This window comes from Sphingobacteruim zhuxiongii, from assembly GCF_009557615.1.
Lineage (GTDB): Bacteria > Bacteroidota > Bacteroidia > Sphingobacteriales > Sphingobacteriaceae > Sphingobacterium > Sphingobacterium zhuxiongii.
In genome coordinates, this window is sequence record NZ_CP045652.1 from 1,169,175 (window position 1) to 1,187,736 (window position 18,562).

Sequence of the window (18,562 nt, forward strand, 5' to 3'; positions counted from 1 at the left end):
GTTACTTGTAATTAAAGGTTCGTATGTAGGCTACAATACAGGTCTTTAGGTGTTTTCCTTGAAGTTTGCTGCAAAGTGTAGATGATATGTTTAGAATATAATATTTGTGGGTAATAAATGTGGTGGGTTTTTAGATTCAGGCAAAAGATTTAGCATTTGTTTTTAGGAGTTTCGATGCTAAGTCAGTTGAAATCTTCCCTGAATATAAATGCAAAAGGGCTATTGATATCAATAGCCCTTTTGCATTCTTTTTTATTGAAATTAGCCTAAGCTAACCAAACTCTCTTCCAAAATTTGGATCTTCGCCTCTGCATCGGCCTTTTTATTCTTTTCGTTCTCTACGATTTCCGGTTTCGCATTTTGAACAAATCGTTCATTTGATAATTTCTTATCAACGGCATTTAAGAATCCTTTTAGATATTCAATTTCTTTGCTGATACGCTCTTTCTCAGCATCCACATCAATGTTATTTTCTAACGCTACATAACACTCGTTCTTTCCTGCAAGGAAACTTACAGCGCCTGAAACCTTATCATTAACGAAACTTAGCGTCTCTATATTTGCAAGCTTAATGATATTCTCCTTGTATTTTTCATAATCCACTTCAGCAGCATTGATTGCTAATGGAAGCGCGATTTTTGGGGAAATACCTTTCGAATTACGAATATTACGAACCTCAGAAATAATTTGTTGAACTACGCTGAAGTCTTTAATGATTTTTTCATTGTATGCCTCAGCTGTTGGAAATTCAGCGATGATAATACAATCGTTGGCTTCACGTTGTCCGAAGATTTCATCGTGCCATAGCTCTTCTGTTAAGAAAGGCATAAAAGGATGCGCGAGTTTTAGTACCTTTTGAAATAATCTCTTTACTGTCTCTAAGGTTTCGGCTTCAATTGCAGTTTGATAAGCAGGCTTGACAAGTTCGAGATACCAGGCACAGAAATCATCCCAGATTAACTTGTAAGTCGCCATTAATGCGTCTGAAAGACGATAGTTGGCAAAGTGTTCATCAATTTCTACTAATGCTTGATTGAAACGGCTCTCAAACCATTCTGCAGCAGTTTTCTGTGCAGACGTAGCAGGTGAATCCGTCGTCTCCCAGCCTTTTACTAAGCGGAAAGCATTCCAAATCTTATTTGCAAAATTACGTCCTTGCTCACAATAAGATACATCGAACATTAAATCATTTCCGGCGGGCGAAGAAAGCAACATACCTACGCGAACTCCGTCCGTTCCGTACTGCTCCATTAACTCAATCGGGTCAGGAGAATTACCTAATGATTTCGACATTTTGCGACCTAATTTATCACGCACAATACCTGTTAGGTATACATTGCGGAAAGGAGGCTTCTGTGTATAGTCATGTCCCATGATGATCATACGTGCCACCCAAAAGAATAAAATCTCTGGAGCGGTTACTAAATCATTTGTAGGATAATAGTATTTGAATTCTTCATTCTCAGGGTTTCTTACACCGTCGAATACCGATAAAGGCCATAATCCTGAAGAGAACCAAGTATCCAATACATCATCTTCTTGACGAATTCCTGCTGTGGATTTTCCTTGTTTCGTTAGTTCTTCAATGGCTTCCTCTTCAGTTTTGGCAACTACCCACTCATTTTTCTCGTTGAACCATGCTGGAATTCGTTGTCCCCACCATAATTGACGAGATATACACCAGTCCTTAACATTCTCCATCCAATGCTTATAGGAAGCGAAGAATTTGTCTGGTATCAATTTGATTTCTCCGTTTTCTACGTATTCAAGTGCTGGTTTTGCGAGGTGATCCATCTTTAAGAACCATTGCATAGAAAGCTTGGGTTCGATTACAGCATCTGTACGTTCCGAGAAACCAACTTGCGATTTGTAATCTTCAATTTTCTCAATCTGTCCCGCTTCTTCTAATAAGGCAATTATTTTTTTACGGGCAGCAAAACGATCTTCTCCAACTAATATTTGGGCTTTCTCATTTAACGTTCCGTCATCATTTAGAATGTCGATGACTTCTAAATTATGTTTCTGTCCCAACTCGTAGTCATTTAAGTCGTGGGCAGGTGTCACTTTCAAACAGCCTGTACCAAACTCCATTTCTACATATTCGTCTTGGATTACTGGAATCTCGCGGTTCACTAAAGGAACTAAAACCGATTTTCCTTGTAAATGCTTATATCGTTCATCCAACGGGTTAATACAGATCGCTGTATCAGCCATAATCGTCTCCGGACGAGTAGTCGCTATGATAATATATTCTTTACTGTCTTTTACATGATATCGAACGTAGTAAAGCTTTTGATTCACTTCCTTACGAATTACTTCTTCGTCAGACAATGCCGTTTTGCCTTGAGGGTCCCAGTTCACCATACGAACGCCTCGGTAGATGTAACCCTCTTTGTAAAACTTAATAAACGTGTCGATTACTGCTTCGGAAAGGTCGGGATCCATAGTGAATTTCGTGCGATCCCAATCGCATGATGCGCCAAGCTTTTCTAACTGTTTTAAAATAATGCCGCCGTATTTTTCTTTCCATTCCCAAGCGTATTTTAAAAACTCTTCGCGTGTAATGGATTTCTTATCGATTCCTTTTTCCTTTAGCATAGCGACGACTTTAGCCTCCGTAGCAATCGAGGCATGGTCGGTCCCAGGAACCCAACATGCGTTTTTACCCTGCATACGTGCACGGCGAATTAATACATCTTGAATCGTGTTATTCAACATGTGACCCATGTGCAATACTCCAGTTACGTTTGGTGGGGGCATTACAATGGTATAGGGCTCTCTTTCGTCCGGTACTGAACGGAAAAAACCATTTTCCATCCAATAAGAATACCATTTGTCTTCTGCTTCTCTAGGATTGTACGTTTTTGCTATGCTCATTATCTAATTATAAATAATCTAAAAAGGAGTACAAAAATACGGATTTAACCGCTTATTTCCCATTATGTGAACGCAAATAAATACGGATAGATTAATTTAAAGTATAAAATTTGTTAAGAAAATATTTACACTGCTGAATTAAATGTAAATTTGCGCGTTTAGCGTATAACTTTCACATGCAAGATGTTGTAAATGAGCTTAAAGCCTTTGTTCGTTATTTTGGTTTTTGGCTACTAATTTGTTTTATAGACCGTCTAATTTTTATCAGCAGTTTTTATGAGAAAATTGGAGGTTCGAAGATAAAGGAGATTTTAAGGATGTTTTATCACGGTTTGAGTCTCGATTTCTCAACCGTCGCTTATATTAGCGCACTTCCTTTTGTTATTTATAGTTTGGTATCGTTCATTCCAAAATGGAAAATCGGTAGAAAATGGCTCGATATATACACATTGGTGTTAATAGTTGTCTTTTTTGTCGTTTCGTTTATCAATGTGAATGTCTACCGTGAATGGGGAGATAAGATTTCTAAACGTGCGATAGATGCATTTTTTGCATCCCCCTCGGGAGCAGTGGCATCAGCTGAATCAACGCCTATATTTTTTCCAATATTGGGAATGATTGTCGGCATTGTTCTGTTTTATTATATCTACAAAAGACTGTTTAAGGAGGTACATTTCGGACATATCAAGTCGAAATGGGGGTTGATTTTCCGATTGCTTATCGGTGCTGCCATTATTTTTACTTTCATCCGTGGTGGGTATGGTAGAGCAACATTAAACCCAAGTAAGGCATACTATTCGGAAGAGGCATTTAATAACCATGCTGCCGTTAGTACACAATGGGCTTTACTGCGCGACTATTTTAAAAGTAGCACACTCAAGAAGTCGCCCTATAATTACTTCCCTGAATCGGAGGACCTCTCAAACTATATTAAACCGGCGATTGCAAATAATCCAGATTCTGCCATCAATGTGTTAACCACACAAAGACCCAATATTGTATTAGTACTGTTAGAAGGTTTTGTTGGCGATTTGGTGGAATCGATGGGCGGGGAGAAGGGTATTACACCGCATATGGAATCCTTTATCAAGGAAGGTGTTTTCTTTGATAAAATTTATTCTGCCTCCGATCGATCGGACAAAGGGGTTATTGGAACGTTCAGTGCGTTTCCTGCGCAAGGACCGGAAAGCGTTATTAAGTATATCGCTAAACATGAAAATATGTATGCCTTCATGCAAGAATTGGATTCTGCAGGTTATCATAATTCATTCTACCATGGCGGTCAAAGTGAATTCTATAATGTAAAGTCCTATATGTTAACTCACGGAGTTGAGCGTGTTGTTGATAATGCTAACTTTTCGCCGGCAGAAGAACGGGTATCTTGGGGCGTGACTGATGAAGTGGTCTTGAATCGTATGATTAAAGATCTTCGAAAGGAAGAGACGCCATTTTATTCCAGTATTTTTACGCTGGTTAATCATGAACCATTCCAGCTTAAGGGGAACTATAAATTTGGCTCAGATAATAACGCGAATAAATTTAGAAGTACCGCCTATTATACTGATTCCGTGTTGTATGATTTTGTGGAGAAAGCGAAGAAAGAAGCTTGGTATAAAAACACCCTTTTTATTTTTATCGCTGATCATGGTCACCGACTTCCTGCTGAGAAATATGAGATATCACACCCTAACCGATTCCATATTCCCCTTCTTCTATTTGGGGAAGTTTTAAAGCCTGAATTCATAGGTAAGAAAATATCAAGAATTGGAAATCAAACTGATCTAGCGACGACCTTATTACATCAATTAGGCTTACCAACAGAACATTTTCATTGGAGCCGTGATTTGTTTAATCCAACAACGCCGCAAGTTGCGTTTTATAACTCCAAAGATGCTTTTGGTATTATCACACCGGAGCAAAGCATTTCCTTTGATAATGTTGGAAAAGTAATCAATTATCAGGCGACGAAAGATTATCCAACAGCAAAGAACGATAGCCTTCTCAATGTTGCGAAAGCTTATTATCAGACTGTATACAAAGAGTTTTTAAAGTACTAATATGAAGGGGGAAATATTACTTAAAGGTTGGTTTGCACCCTATTTAGCAATAATCATTCGCTTTGTCCTTATGCTGTTTGTGTACCAGATCCTACGCGTTGGATTTTATGCTTACAACGTGGATCAATTTCCGCATGTGACTTTCGCAGAAATGTTAAATATGATGCTTGGCGGATTGAAATTCGATATTGCTGCCTTATTTTATTTGAACAGTCTTTATATTTTAATGATGGGCATTCCATTGCCTTTCAAATCTGATCCTTTGTATCAGAAAGTTGCCAAGTGGATTTTTATCAGTACAAATAGTATCGGAATAGGTTTAAATCTGATTGACTTTGCATACTATCCCTTTACCTTAAAGCGCACGACAGGAACTGTATTTGGTCAGTTCGCTAATGAAGAAAACTTGTTTAAGTTGACCGGTGATTTCTTAATGGATTACTGGTACCTACTACTAGAATTTGTTGTTATTATTTGGTTATTGATCAAGATTTATGATCTTGTGCGAATAGAATACAAGCGATTCAGCGGCTGGATGTTTTACCTCGTTCAACTCATTTGCTTGCTCTTCGTCGCTTTCTTATTCGTAGGCGGAGTTCGTGGCGGCTGGGCGCATAGTACACGTCCAATTACACTGAGCAATGCTGGAGATTATGTGAAATCACCGGAAGAGATGAATATCGTTTTAAATACGCCATTCTCTGTATTGAAAACCTTGAAGGCAGTCGCGCTGAAAGAAAAGCATTTTTTTGATGATCAAGAATTGCAAGCCATATATCCTGTTATTCATCAACCTGTAGACTCCGCAAAATTTAAACCTCTAAATGTCGTATTCCTAATTATGGAGAGTTTTGGTAAGGAGCATATCGGCTTTTTCAATAAGAATCTTGACGGTGGCACTTATAAAGGTTATACACCCTTTTTAGATTCATTAATAACGCAATCTTATACGTTTACGCGGTCCTACGCCAATGGAAGAAAATCTATTGACGCTCTTCCATCCGTTATTACTGGAATTCCTTCTATCGCTGAGCCGTTCGTGCTGTCAATTTATTCGGGAAATAAAACGACCAGTATAGCTAAGTTATTAGGCGATAAAGGGTATGAAACGGCGTTTTTCCATGGAGCTCCCAATGGTAGCATGGGTTTTTCTGCCTATATGCAGTTGGCAGGGATAAAAAACTACTATGGAAAGAATGAGTATAACAACGACGCTGATTTCGATGGTATTTGGGGAATTTGGGATGAACCATTCATGCAATTTATGGCGAATAAAATGAATACGTTCAAGCAACCTTTTTTCAGTAGCTTCTTTTCGTTGAGTTCGCATCATCCGTTCAAAGTTCCCGAACAATACGCTGGCAAGTTTCCAAAAGGAAAGTTACCTCTACATGAGCCGATTGGTTATGCAGATCATGCGTTGAGATCATTCTTCCAAACGGCTGCAAAAAGTGATTGGTACAATAATACTCTATTCGTTATTGTCGCAGACCATGCGAGCATGATTCATTTTCCGGAATACAATACGACTCCCAATTTCTTTGCAATCCCTATTATTTTTTACTATCCAGGAGGACAGCTAAAGGGTTTGTCGGATAAATTAGTTCAGCAGATAGATATTATGCCAACTGTTTTGAATTATCTTCAATATGATAAACCATATTTCGCTTTTGGTTCTGATGCTTTTGATCCAAGAAGGGACAATTTTTTAGTAAGCAATATTGGGGGAAGCTATAATTTCTTTATGGGCGATTACTTTATGACTTTCGATAATGAACGCGTAAGCTCTCTTCACAATTTAAAAGTAGACCCTAAATTGTCTAAGGATTTAGTGAAAGAAGAACCTGTTATAGCAGATTCCTTAAAAAAGCATTTAGAGGCCTTTATACAGCAGTACAATAATCGGATGATACATAATCAGCTTGTGGCTGAATAAGCGCTTCTAGTTCTTTATTTTACCTCCAAATCGATAGCGTAGCGTAAACTGTTGTTGATTGTCAATTTGTCCGGGGGAGAAGTGGAATGAGGCGGTAAATTTACCTTCAATCTTGTCTGATTTAAAAGGCATCCAACCTAAATCTAGTCGATTATATCGATCACGATGATAGAAAGAATCGCCATTTGGAAGGTTCATCGCATCTCCTAAATATAAGGTGTTTGCTAGGAAGAATCGTTTGTAACCTAAATGAATATTTGCGATAAATCCAGCACCTTTGTTTTCATAGGTAGAGCGCAAACGATCGTATCCTAATGCAGCGCCTGCATCAATCGTTAATGAATCTAAGAATGTTTTATGGCTCAAGTCAGCGCCTAGTCTCAACATGAGGATCGCATTATCTTGTATATGCTCGCTAATACTATCATTGCTAGTCAACGCATTGTGATATAGTAATCCGTCATTTGCAATATAGAAGTTACCCATTCTGTATTTTCCAGAAATACCTGCAACAAATTGCTCTCGATGCGTATAACTTTGTTTACTCATCCAATCGATATAAACTGCCTGTTCGAAATTGCTGTTTTTGTATTGGAAGTACATTCCTTCAACATTCGGGCGATCATACATTAATGTATCCGCCAATACTATTTTTGGGATATTCTTAAATCGTTCGTAACGAGGGATATAACCAATTGCGAAATCTATGTTATCGGTGTTGTAATTATAATAAGCAATAGGTTTGACGCGAACTTTATTATCAGCATGGGTCCCAAACTCTTGATTGACATGCACGCCACCGTAAAGTCGATGATTGTCCTCTAACTGAAAGTATAGATGGGGAGATATTGTAGCACCAAAGAATGTTTTGGGAATCGTATAGGGGGCTTTGTATTCGCGATTGTCAGCATATCCTAAGAAATCAATGCCATAGCCTACTTGTTGAGCGGCGCTATAATGTACTGTACCTAGAAAGAAAATGAAGAGTAGATAGCGTAGAATTTGGTCTTTCTTATATAACATGTTCGGAGATAAAAATACCTATGTAATCTTACAAATATAAAAGAAAAGGTCGTTAGAACAATCTAACGACCTTTTAATATCATGTTACTAATGATTATACTTCTAATAATAATCTAGCAGGATCTTCTAATAGTTGTTTAACACGAACTAAGAAGCTTACAGACTCACGACCGTCAATAATACGGTGATCGTATGATAATGCAATATACATCATCGGACGGATTACTACTTGACCATTTTCAGCAATAGGACGTTGAACGATGTTGTGCATACCTAAAATCGCTGATTGAGGAGCATTAATAATTGGAGTTGACATCATCGATCCAAACACACCACCGTTTGTGATTGTGAATGTACCACCCGTCATTTCTTCAAGTGTTAATTTGTTATCGCGAGCTTTACCAGCTAATTCAGCAATTGCTTTTTCAATTTGGTAAAGAGCCATAGCGTCAGCGTTTCTAATAATTGGAACAACCAATCCTTTAGGTGCAGAAACAGCGATTGAAATGTCAGCGAAGTCAGAGTATACGATTTCATTATCTTCGATACGTGCGTTTACTGCTGGCCATTCTTTTAAAGCGGTTGTAACGGCTTTCGTGAAGAAAGACATGAAACCTAGTCCAATACCGTGTTTTTCTTTGAATGTATCTTTGTATTTCGCTCTTAGATCCATGATAGGTTGCATGTTTACTTCGTTGAACGTAGTTAACATTGCAGTTTCATTTTTCACGGCTACTAAGCGTTTTGCGATAGTTTTACGTAATGAGCTCATTTTCTCACGACGTTCGTTTCTCGCGCCCGCAACTACAGGTGCAGCAGCAGGAGCAGGGCTAGCCGCCGGTTTTGCAGCAGCTTTAGGAGCAGCAGAAACTTGTGCTTTTTCAGCATCTTCTTTTGTGATTCTACCGTCTTTACCTGTACCTTTTATGGTTGAAGGATCGATTCCTTTTTCTCTTAAAATCTTAGCAGCAGCAGGAGAAGCAGTACCAGCAGCATAAGTCTCTGGACTTTCGTCTTCTTCAGCTTTTGCAGCAGCAGGAGCAGCTTCTTTAGCAGGAGCATCTTCTTTCTTCTCGCCAGATCCAGCAGGAGCACTTCCCTCTTCAATTGTACAAACGACAGCACCGATTTCTAAAGTGTCGCCTTCTTGTGCAATAATACGTAAGATACCAGCTTTCTCTGCAGGTAGTTCAAAAGTAGCCTTATCTGATTCCAATTCGGCGATATTCTCGTCCATCTCGACGTAATCACCATCTTGTTTTAGCCATTGGGCCAAAGTCACTTCCGTAATTGACTCTCCAACTGTAGGGACTTTAATTTCTAAGCTCATATAGTTATTTTTTTAAACCAGCCGTTGTACACTCTTAAAGATACAACGGCTGGTTAAATAAATTGTTTATTCGAATGATTTATTTATGATTGCTTCTTGTTGAGCAACGTGTTTTTTCATGTATCCTGTTGCAGGGCTACCACTTGCCGTACGTGCGATATAGTCAGTAAATTCAACGTCAGTTTTACGTAATGTACGACAGAAATAAGGCCATGCACCCATGTTCTCATTTTCCTCTTGTACCCAGATAAATTCTTTCGCTTTACTGTATTTTTTGTGAATCGCTTTTAATTGCTCGATTGGGCTAGGGTATAGTTGCTCAATTCTAACAATTGCTATATCCGTACGTTTATCAGCTTGTTGTTTCTCTAACAAATCGTAGTAGATTTTTCCTGAACAAAATAATACACGTTTAACCGAAGCTGCTTTTGCGTAGCTATCATCAATTACTTCTTGGAAATTAACTTTTGTAAAGTCTGTTAATTTAGAAACAACTTTTGGATGACGCAATAAGCTTTTTGGCGTAAATACAACCAATGGTTTACGGAAGTCACGTACTAATTGACGACGTAATAAGTGGAAGTAGTTTGCAGGTGTTGTACAGTTAGCAAGAATTAAGTTGTCATTAGCACATAGCTCTAAGAAACGCTCAATACGACCTGAAGAGTGTTCAGGGCCTTGACCTTCCATACCGTGTGGTAACAACATCACTAAACCATTGGAACGCTTCCATTTTGTTTCCGCGCTACTTAGGTACTGGTCAACGATGATTTGAGCACCATTGTAGAAGTCACCAAATTGAGCCTCCCATATTGTTAATGAACTCGGATTCGCTAGTGCATATCCATATTCAAAACCTAGAACGGCATATTCAGATAACAATGAGTTATAGATGTTGAAGCGATCACCACCATTAACTTGCGCTAATGGAATGTATTTCTCTTCAGAATCTTCTAATGTTAATACCGCATGACGGTGAGAGAATGTTCCACGTTGAACATCTTGTCCTGAGATACGAACGCGTTTACCTTCATTTAATAAAGTCGCGTAAGCCATTAATTCTCCCATTGCCCAGTCGTAAGAATCATTTTTGATCATCGCTGCACGATCTTCAAATAATTTGGAAATCTTACGGAAGAACTTTTTGTCTTTCGGCAAAGTAGTAATCTCTGTAGCAAGTGTTTTAAACTCTTTCTCAGAAACCTTTGTGTTTGCTTCAGCAAAGATATCAGATTTCTTAGCGGGGCGAAGACCTTTCCATGCTCCACCGAACATAGGGATTTCACCTTCTAAGCTTTCTGCTTGTTTAGAAGCATCTAATTGCAATTGTAAATAGTCTTTGAATTCTTTCTCAACTTCTTTCGCATAGGCCGCGTCGATAGTACCTTCATCTTGAAGTTTCTTAGCATAAACCTCTTTCGGATTAGCATGCTTCTCGATTGCTTTATACAATAAAGGCTGAGTGAATTTAGGCTCATCTGCCTCGTTATGTCCATAACGTCTGTAACATAACAAGTCGATGAAAACATCAGTCTTATATTTCTGACGATATTCTACAGCTAAGTTAATCGCATAAACAACTGCCTCTGCGTCATCACCATTAACGTGGAATACTGGAGAAGAAGTGATTTTTGCAACGTCAGTACAGTAAGTACCAGAACGCGCATCTTTATAGTTTGTCGTAAAACCTACTTGGTTGTTGATAACAATATGAATTGTACCACCAGTACGGTAACCTTCTAACTTAGACATCTGAGTCACTTCATATACGACACCTTGTCCAGCAATTGCAGCATCCCCATGAATTAAGATAGGAGCAATTTTAGATGCATCTCCATCATATTTCATGTCTATCTTAGAACGAACAACACCTTCTACAATTGGATCAACTGTCTCCAAGTGGGAAGGGTTAGGTGCTAATGATAAGTGTATTTGTTTGCCAGAATCTGTTGTGATGTCAGAAGAATATCCTAAGTGGTATTTTACGTCTCCACCGAATTGTAATTCAGGATCCTCATCAGCATACATCTTACCTTCAAACTCCGAAAGGATAGTTTTATAAGGCTTACCCATGATGTTTGCTAATACATTCAAACGACCACGGTGTGCCATACCAATCATAAACTCTTGGATACCTAGGTTGCTACCTTTTTCCAATACAGAGTCTAATGCAGGAATCAATGCTTCTGCACCTTCAAGAGAAAAACGTTTTTGACCTAAGAATTTTGTTCCAAGGAAGTTTTCAAAAACGACTGCTCTATTTAGTTTCTTTAGAATACGTTGTTTTGTTTCTTTATCGTAGTTCGGCTTGTTACGATCTGCCTCCATACGATCTTGAAGCCATTTAATCTTCTCTGGGTTACGGATATATTTAAATTCCGCACCAATCGAACGACAGTAGGTGTCTTCGATCAACTGACGAATATCACGTAATTTCGCAGGACCTAATCCAACTTCAACACCTGCATTAAATACAGTGTCCATGTCAGCTTCAGATAATCCGAAAGTTTCTAATTCTTTGCCTGGGTAGTATTTGCGACGCTCGCGAACAGGGTTTGTATGAGTGAAAAGGTGACCACGATCTCTATAGCCGTGAATCATATTAAGAACATCGATTTCCTTTAAAGCGTGTTCCGAAACATTTTCAACATCTACAGAACCAGATACGCCTTCAGAACCTTGTCCAAATTCAAATCCTTCAAAAAACTTTTGCCAGCCAAAGTCTACAGCGTTTGGATCGGCTTTGTACGCTTGATATAATCCGTCGATATAACTCGAGTCGGCATTACTCAAATATGTCAATTTGTCCATGTGGATAGGTAAGATAAAATTTTGCCAAATTTATAAATAATAAAAGAGTTTTCCTCATTTAAAGCTGATAAAATACAATGTTTTAACGGGATTTCCGACATTTTTTAAATATTTAAAATTATATGTCGATTTTAAATAAATAAACCCATTAATACTGTAAAAAAGACAAGATTTTCAGATTAAATTTATAATTATGCTTTTTGTGTTTCTAGTTTTTTTGCAAGCTCATGCCAGCTGCTTGCTGTGTTCTCTTTATCGCTTGTTCCGACTCCTGCAATATGTGACCAATAGCCATAATTTGAGGCCGGATTATAGTCTAGTAAGTGTTCCTCGAAAAAGGAAGCGCCTAATAGCCAATTGTTACTTACTTCTTGCATGTAATAACTTGCAAGCAGTCGACGATTCATATACGTCAAATTGCCGCTACGCAACAACTTTTCCATAGATTCATCGATTAAATCTTCACCCGTGTTTCCACTCATCCATTTTCGAATAGCTTCGCTATCGAGTTCTTCCGAGAAATGTTTGTCATCATGCAAGCCATTCGCTTGGAAAAAAATGTTGGGATATTTTTTTAGCATAAAACGGAAATAATCTCTCCATAATAGTGCTGTTAGTAATCGATCAAAGCGTTTTTTATTTTGATTCAGATTTGACTTAATCATCTCATCATAAACATATATCGGAGATAAAGCACCAACGGATATATAGTGAGAGATCAATGTGAAATTCTGAAAATCACTGTAATGTGGATCTAAAAGTTGGTTTAGCTTTTGGGTTCCTTTGGCTTCACCACCTTCAAATGTTTTTCCTTTCGTTTTCTCAATTTCCGATTCAGAATAGCCTAAGTCGGACAGCGTCGGGAGCTCTGTCGGCTCTAAATGCTGTGGGCTAGCAATCTTTTCCGGTGAAGCAATCGGTTTGCGAACCATGCTTTCACGTTCGATTTTCTTTCGGAATACATTAAATTTGTTAGGGATATCTTTAATTGGAAAGGGTAAATCTTCTTTGTGGTAAAGCGTATGCCCAATAAAGTGTCGGAGATTAATTTTATTTTCCCAAAGAGCCGACTCCACTAACTCCGAGATCATAGTTTCCCGATAAGCCACTTCGCGATGATGATAAACTTCATCAACTTCATACTTTGCGCAAAGTTGTGGTAGGATCTCTTCAGGATATCCAACGAAAGTCATTAAGTCACTCTGCATGTTTTGCAATTGCTCTTTCAAATGCGAGACCGACTCAAGTACGAAGGAGGCACGAAGAATTCCCGTGTTTTTTTGTTCGAATTTATTGGTTTTAAAGTAGCGAGGGTCAAAGCAATAAACCGGAATAATCAAGTCGGATTTATTTAACGCTTCCACTAATACTTCATTATCATGCAAACGTAAATCATTCCTAAACCAAACTAATACGACTTTTTTACCCATTTCTTTTTGTTCCCCAATTATGCTAATTCAGCAAATATAATGTATCGAAAGCATCTAATTCCGTGTTAGAAGGTATTTTTACACACTATAGACAATGTTTTTATGTAAAAATTCTTTTGATTTGTAAAATTATCAGAATCAAGAAACATTCAACAACACTTGTCTGTTAGACAAGCAAGGTGATTAGTGAAGTTCTGGATTTTGGATTAGAATCAATGGAAGTAATAATATCGGGCTTAAACTCCTATTTGGGGAAAAGAGCAATGAGCCATCTAAATAAAGAAGATTTTCATGTTCACGGACTTGTTCGTGACGTGGAATTATTTCGCGCAAGGACGAATGAAGAACTCACAGGATCGCTTAATAAAGTTGATTTATTACGACGTGGAAAGGAATTCGATGCATTCAAATTGGAAAAAGATGCCGATTTAGCAATCTATATTACCCATGTTCCTGAACTGGGGGAGATGGTCAACTTAAATTTAGAGATCATTACCTTAAATAACTTTATAGAACTCGCACGAAGAAATAACTGTTCACGAATTATATATATCGCGCGCCTAATGGATAAGCCTTTCGTTTCACCAATTAAGGCAGCCCTGGAAGCAAGTGGATTGACGTATACGGTAATCCTTAAGAATCTTGCTATTGGAAGGGGCAGTGTTCTTGATCGTTATATGCGACAAGTATTCCGAGGGAAATATCTACCTTATGACTCCAGTATTGCTTCTGTGAAATTCAGCCCCATTTCAGCCTTAGATTTGCTACGTTGGATTTACAATGTGGATTGGAAGAAAAACTTCTTGAATGAAACAATTGAAATTGGAGGGCCAAATACATTAACGATTCAAGAGATGTTTCGATTGTATAGGAAGCATTTGTTTCCTGATTCTCCAGTCAAAAGCATTCGATTACCCCATGCAATCATGAGTATATTTTACAAGAAATTCTATCATATCAACAGTGAGGACCTTGTAGAATTTAATCGCCTAATGAAAAGAGAATATCCTATTGATAATTCAAATTGGAAACAAATTATCCTGTTTTCTTTTACACCACTTGATCAAATTATAAGTGGTGGTTAAAGACCTTTAGATTTTCTTTATCCCACGAATTCCGTTACATTTGTAGTTAAGCTATATTATTAATATGGGATACAAAAGCTTGCACGAATGTGTAATAGATTTAGAAAATAACGGACACTTAATCCGAATTAAAGAGGAGGTTGATCCTTATCTAGAAATGGCTGCAATTCATATGCGTGTCTATGATGCGCAGGGTCCTGCAATCTATTTTGAAAATATAAAAGGGTCGAAATTTCCAGCAGTCTCTAATCTGTTTGGCACATTGGATCGATCGAGATTCATGTTTCGAGATACCCTTGAGCATGTAAAACGATTGGTTGATGTGAAAATGAATCCCATGTCTGTTTTAAAAAATCCGCTACGCTATGCGGGCTCTTCGATGGTGGCTTTAGGCGCTCTTCCTTGGAAGAGAAAATCCAATGCACCTATATTGTATGGGCGGACAAGTATTTCGGAGCTTCCTCAAATTGTCAATTGGCCAATGGATGGTGGACCATTTGTTACTATGCCGCAAGTATATACTGAGGATATGACAAAGCCGGGCATTATGAATGCCAACTTAGGCATGTATAGAATTCAACTTGGGGGAAATGAATATATACAAAACGAAGAAATCGGACTCCATTATCAATTACACCGTGGAATCGGTGTTCATCAAACCAAAGCAAATCAACTAGGGAAGCCTTTAAAGGTCAGTATCTTTGTTGGAGGTCCTCCTTCGCATCCGCTTTCGGCGGTGATGCCTCTTCCAGAGGGATTATCTGAAATGATCTTTGCTGGCACATTAGGGAATCGAAGATTCCGCTATTTTTATGACGACGAAGGGTTTTGTATCTCAGCAGATGCTGATTTTGTTATTACTGGAACAGTTTATCCAAATGAAAATAAACCGGAAGGACCTTTCGGTGATCATATAGGTTATTACTCCTTAGTGCATCCTTTCCCTTTGATGAAAGTGCATAAAGTTTACCATAAAAAGGATCCTATTTGGTCATTTACGGTTGTAGGGCGTCCGCCTCAAGAAGATACAAGTTTTGGGGCATTGATTCATGAAATAACTGGAAATGCGATTCCTCAGCAAATTGCTGGTTTACATGCTGTTCATGCGGTAGACCCTGCTGGCGTTCATCCGCTGTTATTTGCAATCGGTAGTGAGCGTTATACTCCATATCAAAAAGTGGAAAGACCCCAGGAAGTTTTAACGATTGCGAACCAAATACTAGGGACAAATCAGCTTAGTTTAGCGAAATATCTATTTATCTCTGCATTTGAAGATAATCCAAAGCTGGATATTCATGATATCGAAGGGTTCTTTACCCATATATTTGAAAGAATAGACTTAACTCGAGACTTACATTTCTTAACAAAGACTACGATAGATACACTTGATTACACTGGCGATGGCTTAAATGCTGGTTCTAAAGTGACTTTTGCTGCTGTTGGGGACAAAAAACGTGAGCTCGCGCGAACGTTGCCTGCTGGTTTTGAATTACCAAGACCTTTCCAAAATGCTAAGTTGGCTTTGCCAGGTATAATTGTTATCGATGGAAAGTCTTTTTCAAGCTACGAAGAGGAAGCAAAAGTATTGGCGGAGTGGACAAGGGCTGCTTCGAATTATGATTGGACTGGAATCCAATGTATTGTTCTCGCTGATGATGCTGGATTCGTGGCCGAGAATGAGAATAATTTTGTGTGGACGACATTTACTAGAAGCAATCCTTCGTATGATATCTACGGGATAGATAGCTTTACGGAATACAAGCATTGGGGCTGTCGCGGTCCTGTCATTATTGATGCGCGAGCTAAGCCACATCATGCTCCAGATTTGATTAAAGATCCGGAAGTTGAGCGCCGTGTAGAACAGCTAGCTACTAAAGGAGGCTCATTGCACGGAATAATATAGAATTAAAATAGGCAGCGGTGCCTCAGATAACATGCTCCATATTCTTTGTGTTAAACAAAAGAATATGGAGCATTTTTATTTGGTATATGCGCGTTTCATACCGATGATCAGAAACCTTTTACATCTTGCTATTGTGTTTTTTCTACAAACTAAGGATTGTTATGTTCTAGGTTGTGATGGGAATGTTTTAATATGCTTATGCTGCTTGTTTCAAAGAAAAGGCTTATATGATGATAAAAACACAATGAAAAAGAAGTATTATTGATAATTTATCAATAAAAATTAAAAAACATTATGATATTAATTATATAATGCTTTACTTTGTGTCATTCAATAAACAAAAACAAGAATTAGATATTAAAATTTAAATTTTATGTGTGGAATCGTAGGAGCATTTGATTTGAAACAGTCCTCAGGGAGCCTTAGATCGCAGGTCTTAGAAATGTCGAAAAGAATTCGTCATCGCGGACCAGATTGGTCTGGTATTTTTAGTTCTGATCGTGCGATATTAGCTCATGAGCGCTTAGCTATTGTAGATCCAAAATCGGGAAGTCAACCTTTATTTAGTCCAGATGGACAAGTTGTTTTAGCTGTAAATGGAGAGATATATAACCACCAAGACCTACGAAATTCTCTTCCAAATTATCAGTTTTCAACACTTTCTGATTCAGAAGTTGTATTAGCGTTATATTTAGAAAAAGGTCCTTCCTTTGTGGAAGAATTAAACGGAATCTTTGGTTTCGTACTATACGATGGTCGTGATGATTCGTTTTTTATCGCTCGTGATCATATGGGTATTATCCCGTTATATTACGGTAAAGATGAATCGGGGCAAATCTTCGTGGCATCTGAACTAAAATCGTTAGAAGGTTTTTGCGTAGAGATGGATCAATTCCCTCCAGGACATTATCTATACAGTAAAGAAGGGTTAACGCCTAAAAAGTGGTATACAAGAGAGTGGGAGAGTTTCGATACAGTGAAAGACGCGACAACTGATTTAGATGTGTTGAGAAAAGGATTGGAGGATGCTGTTCATCGTCAGTTGATGTCTGATGTACCCTACGGTGTATTATTATCAGGAGGTCTAGACTCTTCAGTAATTGCTGCTGTGACTAAGAAATTTGCTTCAAAGCGTATTGAAAGTAAGGATCAAGAGGAAGCATGGTATCCACAGCTACATTCATTTGCTGTAGGTTTAGTTGGCTCACCAGATTTGATTGCAGCTAAAAAGGCAGCTGACCATATCGGTACCATTCACCACGAGGTAAATTTTACGATCCAAGAAGGCTTGGATGCTATTCGTGATGTTATTTATCATTTGGAAACTTATGATGTTACAACCATTCGTGCGTCTACACCGATGTATTTGCTTGCGCGTGTCATCAAATCGATGGGTATCAAAATGGTATTGTCAGGAGAAGGCTCCGATGAATTATTCGGTGGTTATTTATATTTCCATAAGGCACCTAATGCTCAAGAATTTCATGAAGAGACCGTTCGTAAACTGAAGAAACTGTATTTGTATGATTGCCTTCGTGCGAACAAGTCTTTAGCGGCATGGGGAGTAGAAGGCCGTGTACCGTTTTTAGATAAGGAATTTATGGATGTTGCGATGAGCATTAATCCTGCGGACAAAATGATTAAAGATGGTAGGATGGAGAAGTGGGTTGTTCGTAAGGCCTTTGAGGATTATTTACCAGAGAGTATTGCATGGCGTCAAAAGGAACAATTTTCAGATGGTGTTGGATATTCTTGGATTGATACCTTGAAAGAACAAGCTGAGCGCCTTGTCTCGGATACTGAATTTGAAACGGCAGCTGGACGTTTCCCTATTAACACGCCAAAGAACAAAGAAGAGTATTTATATCGTAGTATTTTTGAAAGACATTTCCCTTCAGAAGCTGCGGCGAAGACTGTACCTTCCGTAAAATCGGTTGCATGCAGTACGCCCGAAGCATTATTATGGGATGCATCTTTCCAAAACTTGAATGATCCTTCTGGTCGTGCAGTAGCTTCCGTACATAATGAAAGTTATGAAAAAAGCAAACCTGCTTCGATTGTAGATTAAGACTAGTAGAATAGTGAAATACATACAAAAAAGGAGATCTAT

10 protein-coding genes are annotated in these 18,562 nt (G+C 38.3%); 5 read left to right on the forward strand and 5 right to left on the reverse strand.

Going from position 1 to position 18,562, the window contains the following annotated elements:
- Nucleotides 1-261: 261 nt before the first annotated feature.
- Nucleotides 262-2,877, reverse strand: coding sequence for a valine--tRNA ligase (locus GFH32_RS05080; protein ID WP_153510048.1), 2,616 nt, complete (start codon nucleotides 2,875-2,877; stop codon nucleotides 262-264).
- 176 nt (nucleotides 2,878-3,053) lie between these two features.
- Here GFH32_RS05080 and GFH32_RS05085 point away from each other — a divergent pair, with 176 nt between their 5' ends.
- Both GFH32_RS05085 and GFH32_RS05090 read left to right on the forward strand, forming a co-directional pair.
- The gene (locus GFH32_RS05085; protein ID WP_153510049.1) at nucleotides 3,054-4,934 is read left to right on the forward strand and encodes an LTA synthase family protein; all 1,881 of its coding nucleotides are present in this window, start codon (nucleotides 3,054-3,056) and stop codon (nucleotides 4,932-4,934) included.
- 1 nt (nucleotide 4,935) lies between these two features.
- A complete protein-coding gene (locus GFH32_RS05090; protein WP_153510050.1) occupies nucleotides 4,936-6,870 on the forward strand; it encodes an LTA synthase family protein in 1,935 nt (644 codons plus the stop codon).
- A 6-nt stretch (nucleotides 6,871-6,876) separates the two neighbouring features.
- Here GFH32_RS05090 and GFH32_RS05095 read toward each other — a convergent pair whose 3' ends face one another.
- The 4 genes from GFH32_RS05095 to GFH32_RS05110 form a co-directional block, all read right to left on the reverse strand.
- Nucleotides 6,877-7,893 (reverse strand): hypothetical protein, encoded by a 1,017-nt coding sequence (locus tag GFH32_RS05095; RefSeq protein WP_202111184.1) that lies wholly within the window; start codon nucleotides 7,891-7,893, stop codon nucleotides 6,877-6,879.
- Nucleotides 7,894-7,987: 94 nt separating this feature from the next.
- Entirely contained in the window at nucleotides 7,988-9,223 is a 1,236-nt protein-coding gene (gene odhB / locus GFH32_RS05100) for a 2-oxoglutarate dehydrogenase complex dihydrolipoyllysine-residue succinyltransferase (RefSeq protein ID WP_153510051.1), read from the reverse strand.
- Nucleotides 9,224-9,289: 66 nt separating this feature from the next.
- Entirely contained in the window at nucleotides 9,290-12,034 is a 2,745-nt protein-coding gene (locus GFH32_RS05105; protein ID WP_153510052.1) for a 2-oxoglutarate dehydrogenase E1 component, read from the reverse strand.
- 191 nt (nucleotides 12,035-12,225) lie between these two features.
- Entirely contained in the window at nucleotides 12,226-13,464 is a 1,239-nt protein-coding gene (locus GFH32_RS05110; protein WP_153510053.1) for a deoxyribodipyrimidine photo-lyase, read from the reverse strand.
- Between the two features lie 215 nt (nucleotides 13,465-13,679).
- Between GFH32_RS05110 and GFH32_RS05115 the strand changes: the two genes are divergently transcribed.
- The 3 genes from GFH32_RS05115 (at nucleotide 13,680) to asnB (ending at nucleotide 18,520) form a co-directional block, all read left to right on the forward strand.
- Nucleotides 13,680-14,549, forward strand: coding sequence for an SDR family oxidoreductase (locus tag GFH32_RS05115; protein ID WP_153510054.1), 870 nt, complete (start codon nucleotides 13,680-13,682; stop codon nucleotides 14,547-14,549).
- Between the two features lie 64 nt (nucleotides 14,550-14,613).
- Nucleotides 14,614-16,452: a UbiD family decarboxylase gene (locus tag GFH32_RS05120; RefSeq protein WP_153510055.1), complete on the forward strand. Its 1,839-nt coding sequence runs from the start codon at nucleotides 14,614-14,616 to the stop codon at nucleotides 16,450-16,452.
- A 373-nt stretch (nucleotides 16,453-16,825) separates the two neighbouring features.
- Entirely contained in the window at nucleotides 16,826-18,520 is a 1,695-nt protein-coding gene (asnB, locus tag GFH32_RS05125; RefSeq protein ID WP_153510056.1) for an asparagine synthase B, read from the forward strand.
- Nucleotides 18,521-18,562 lie beyond the last annotated feature (42 nt).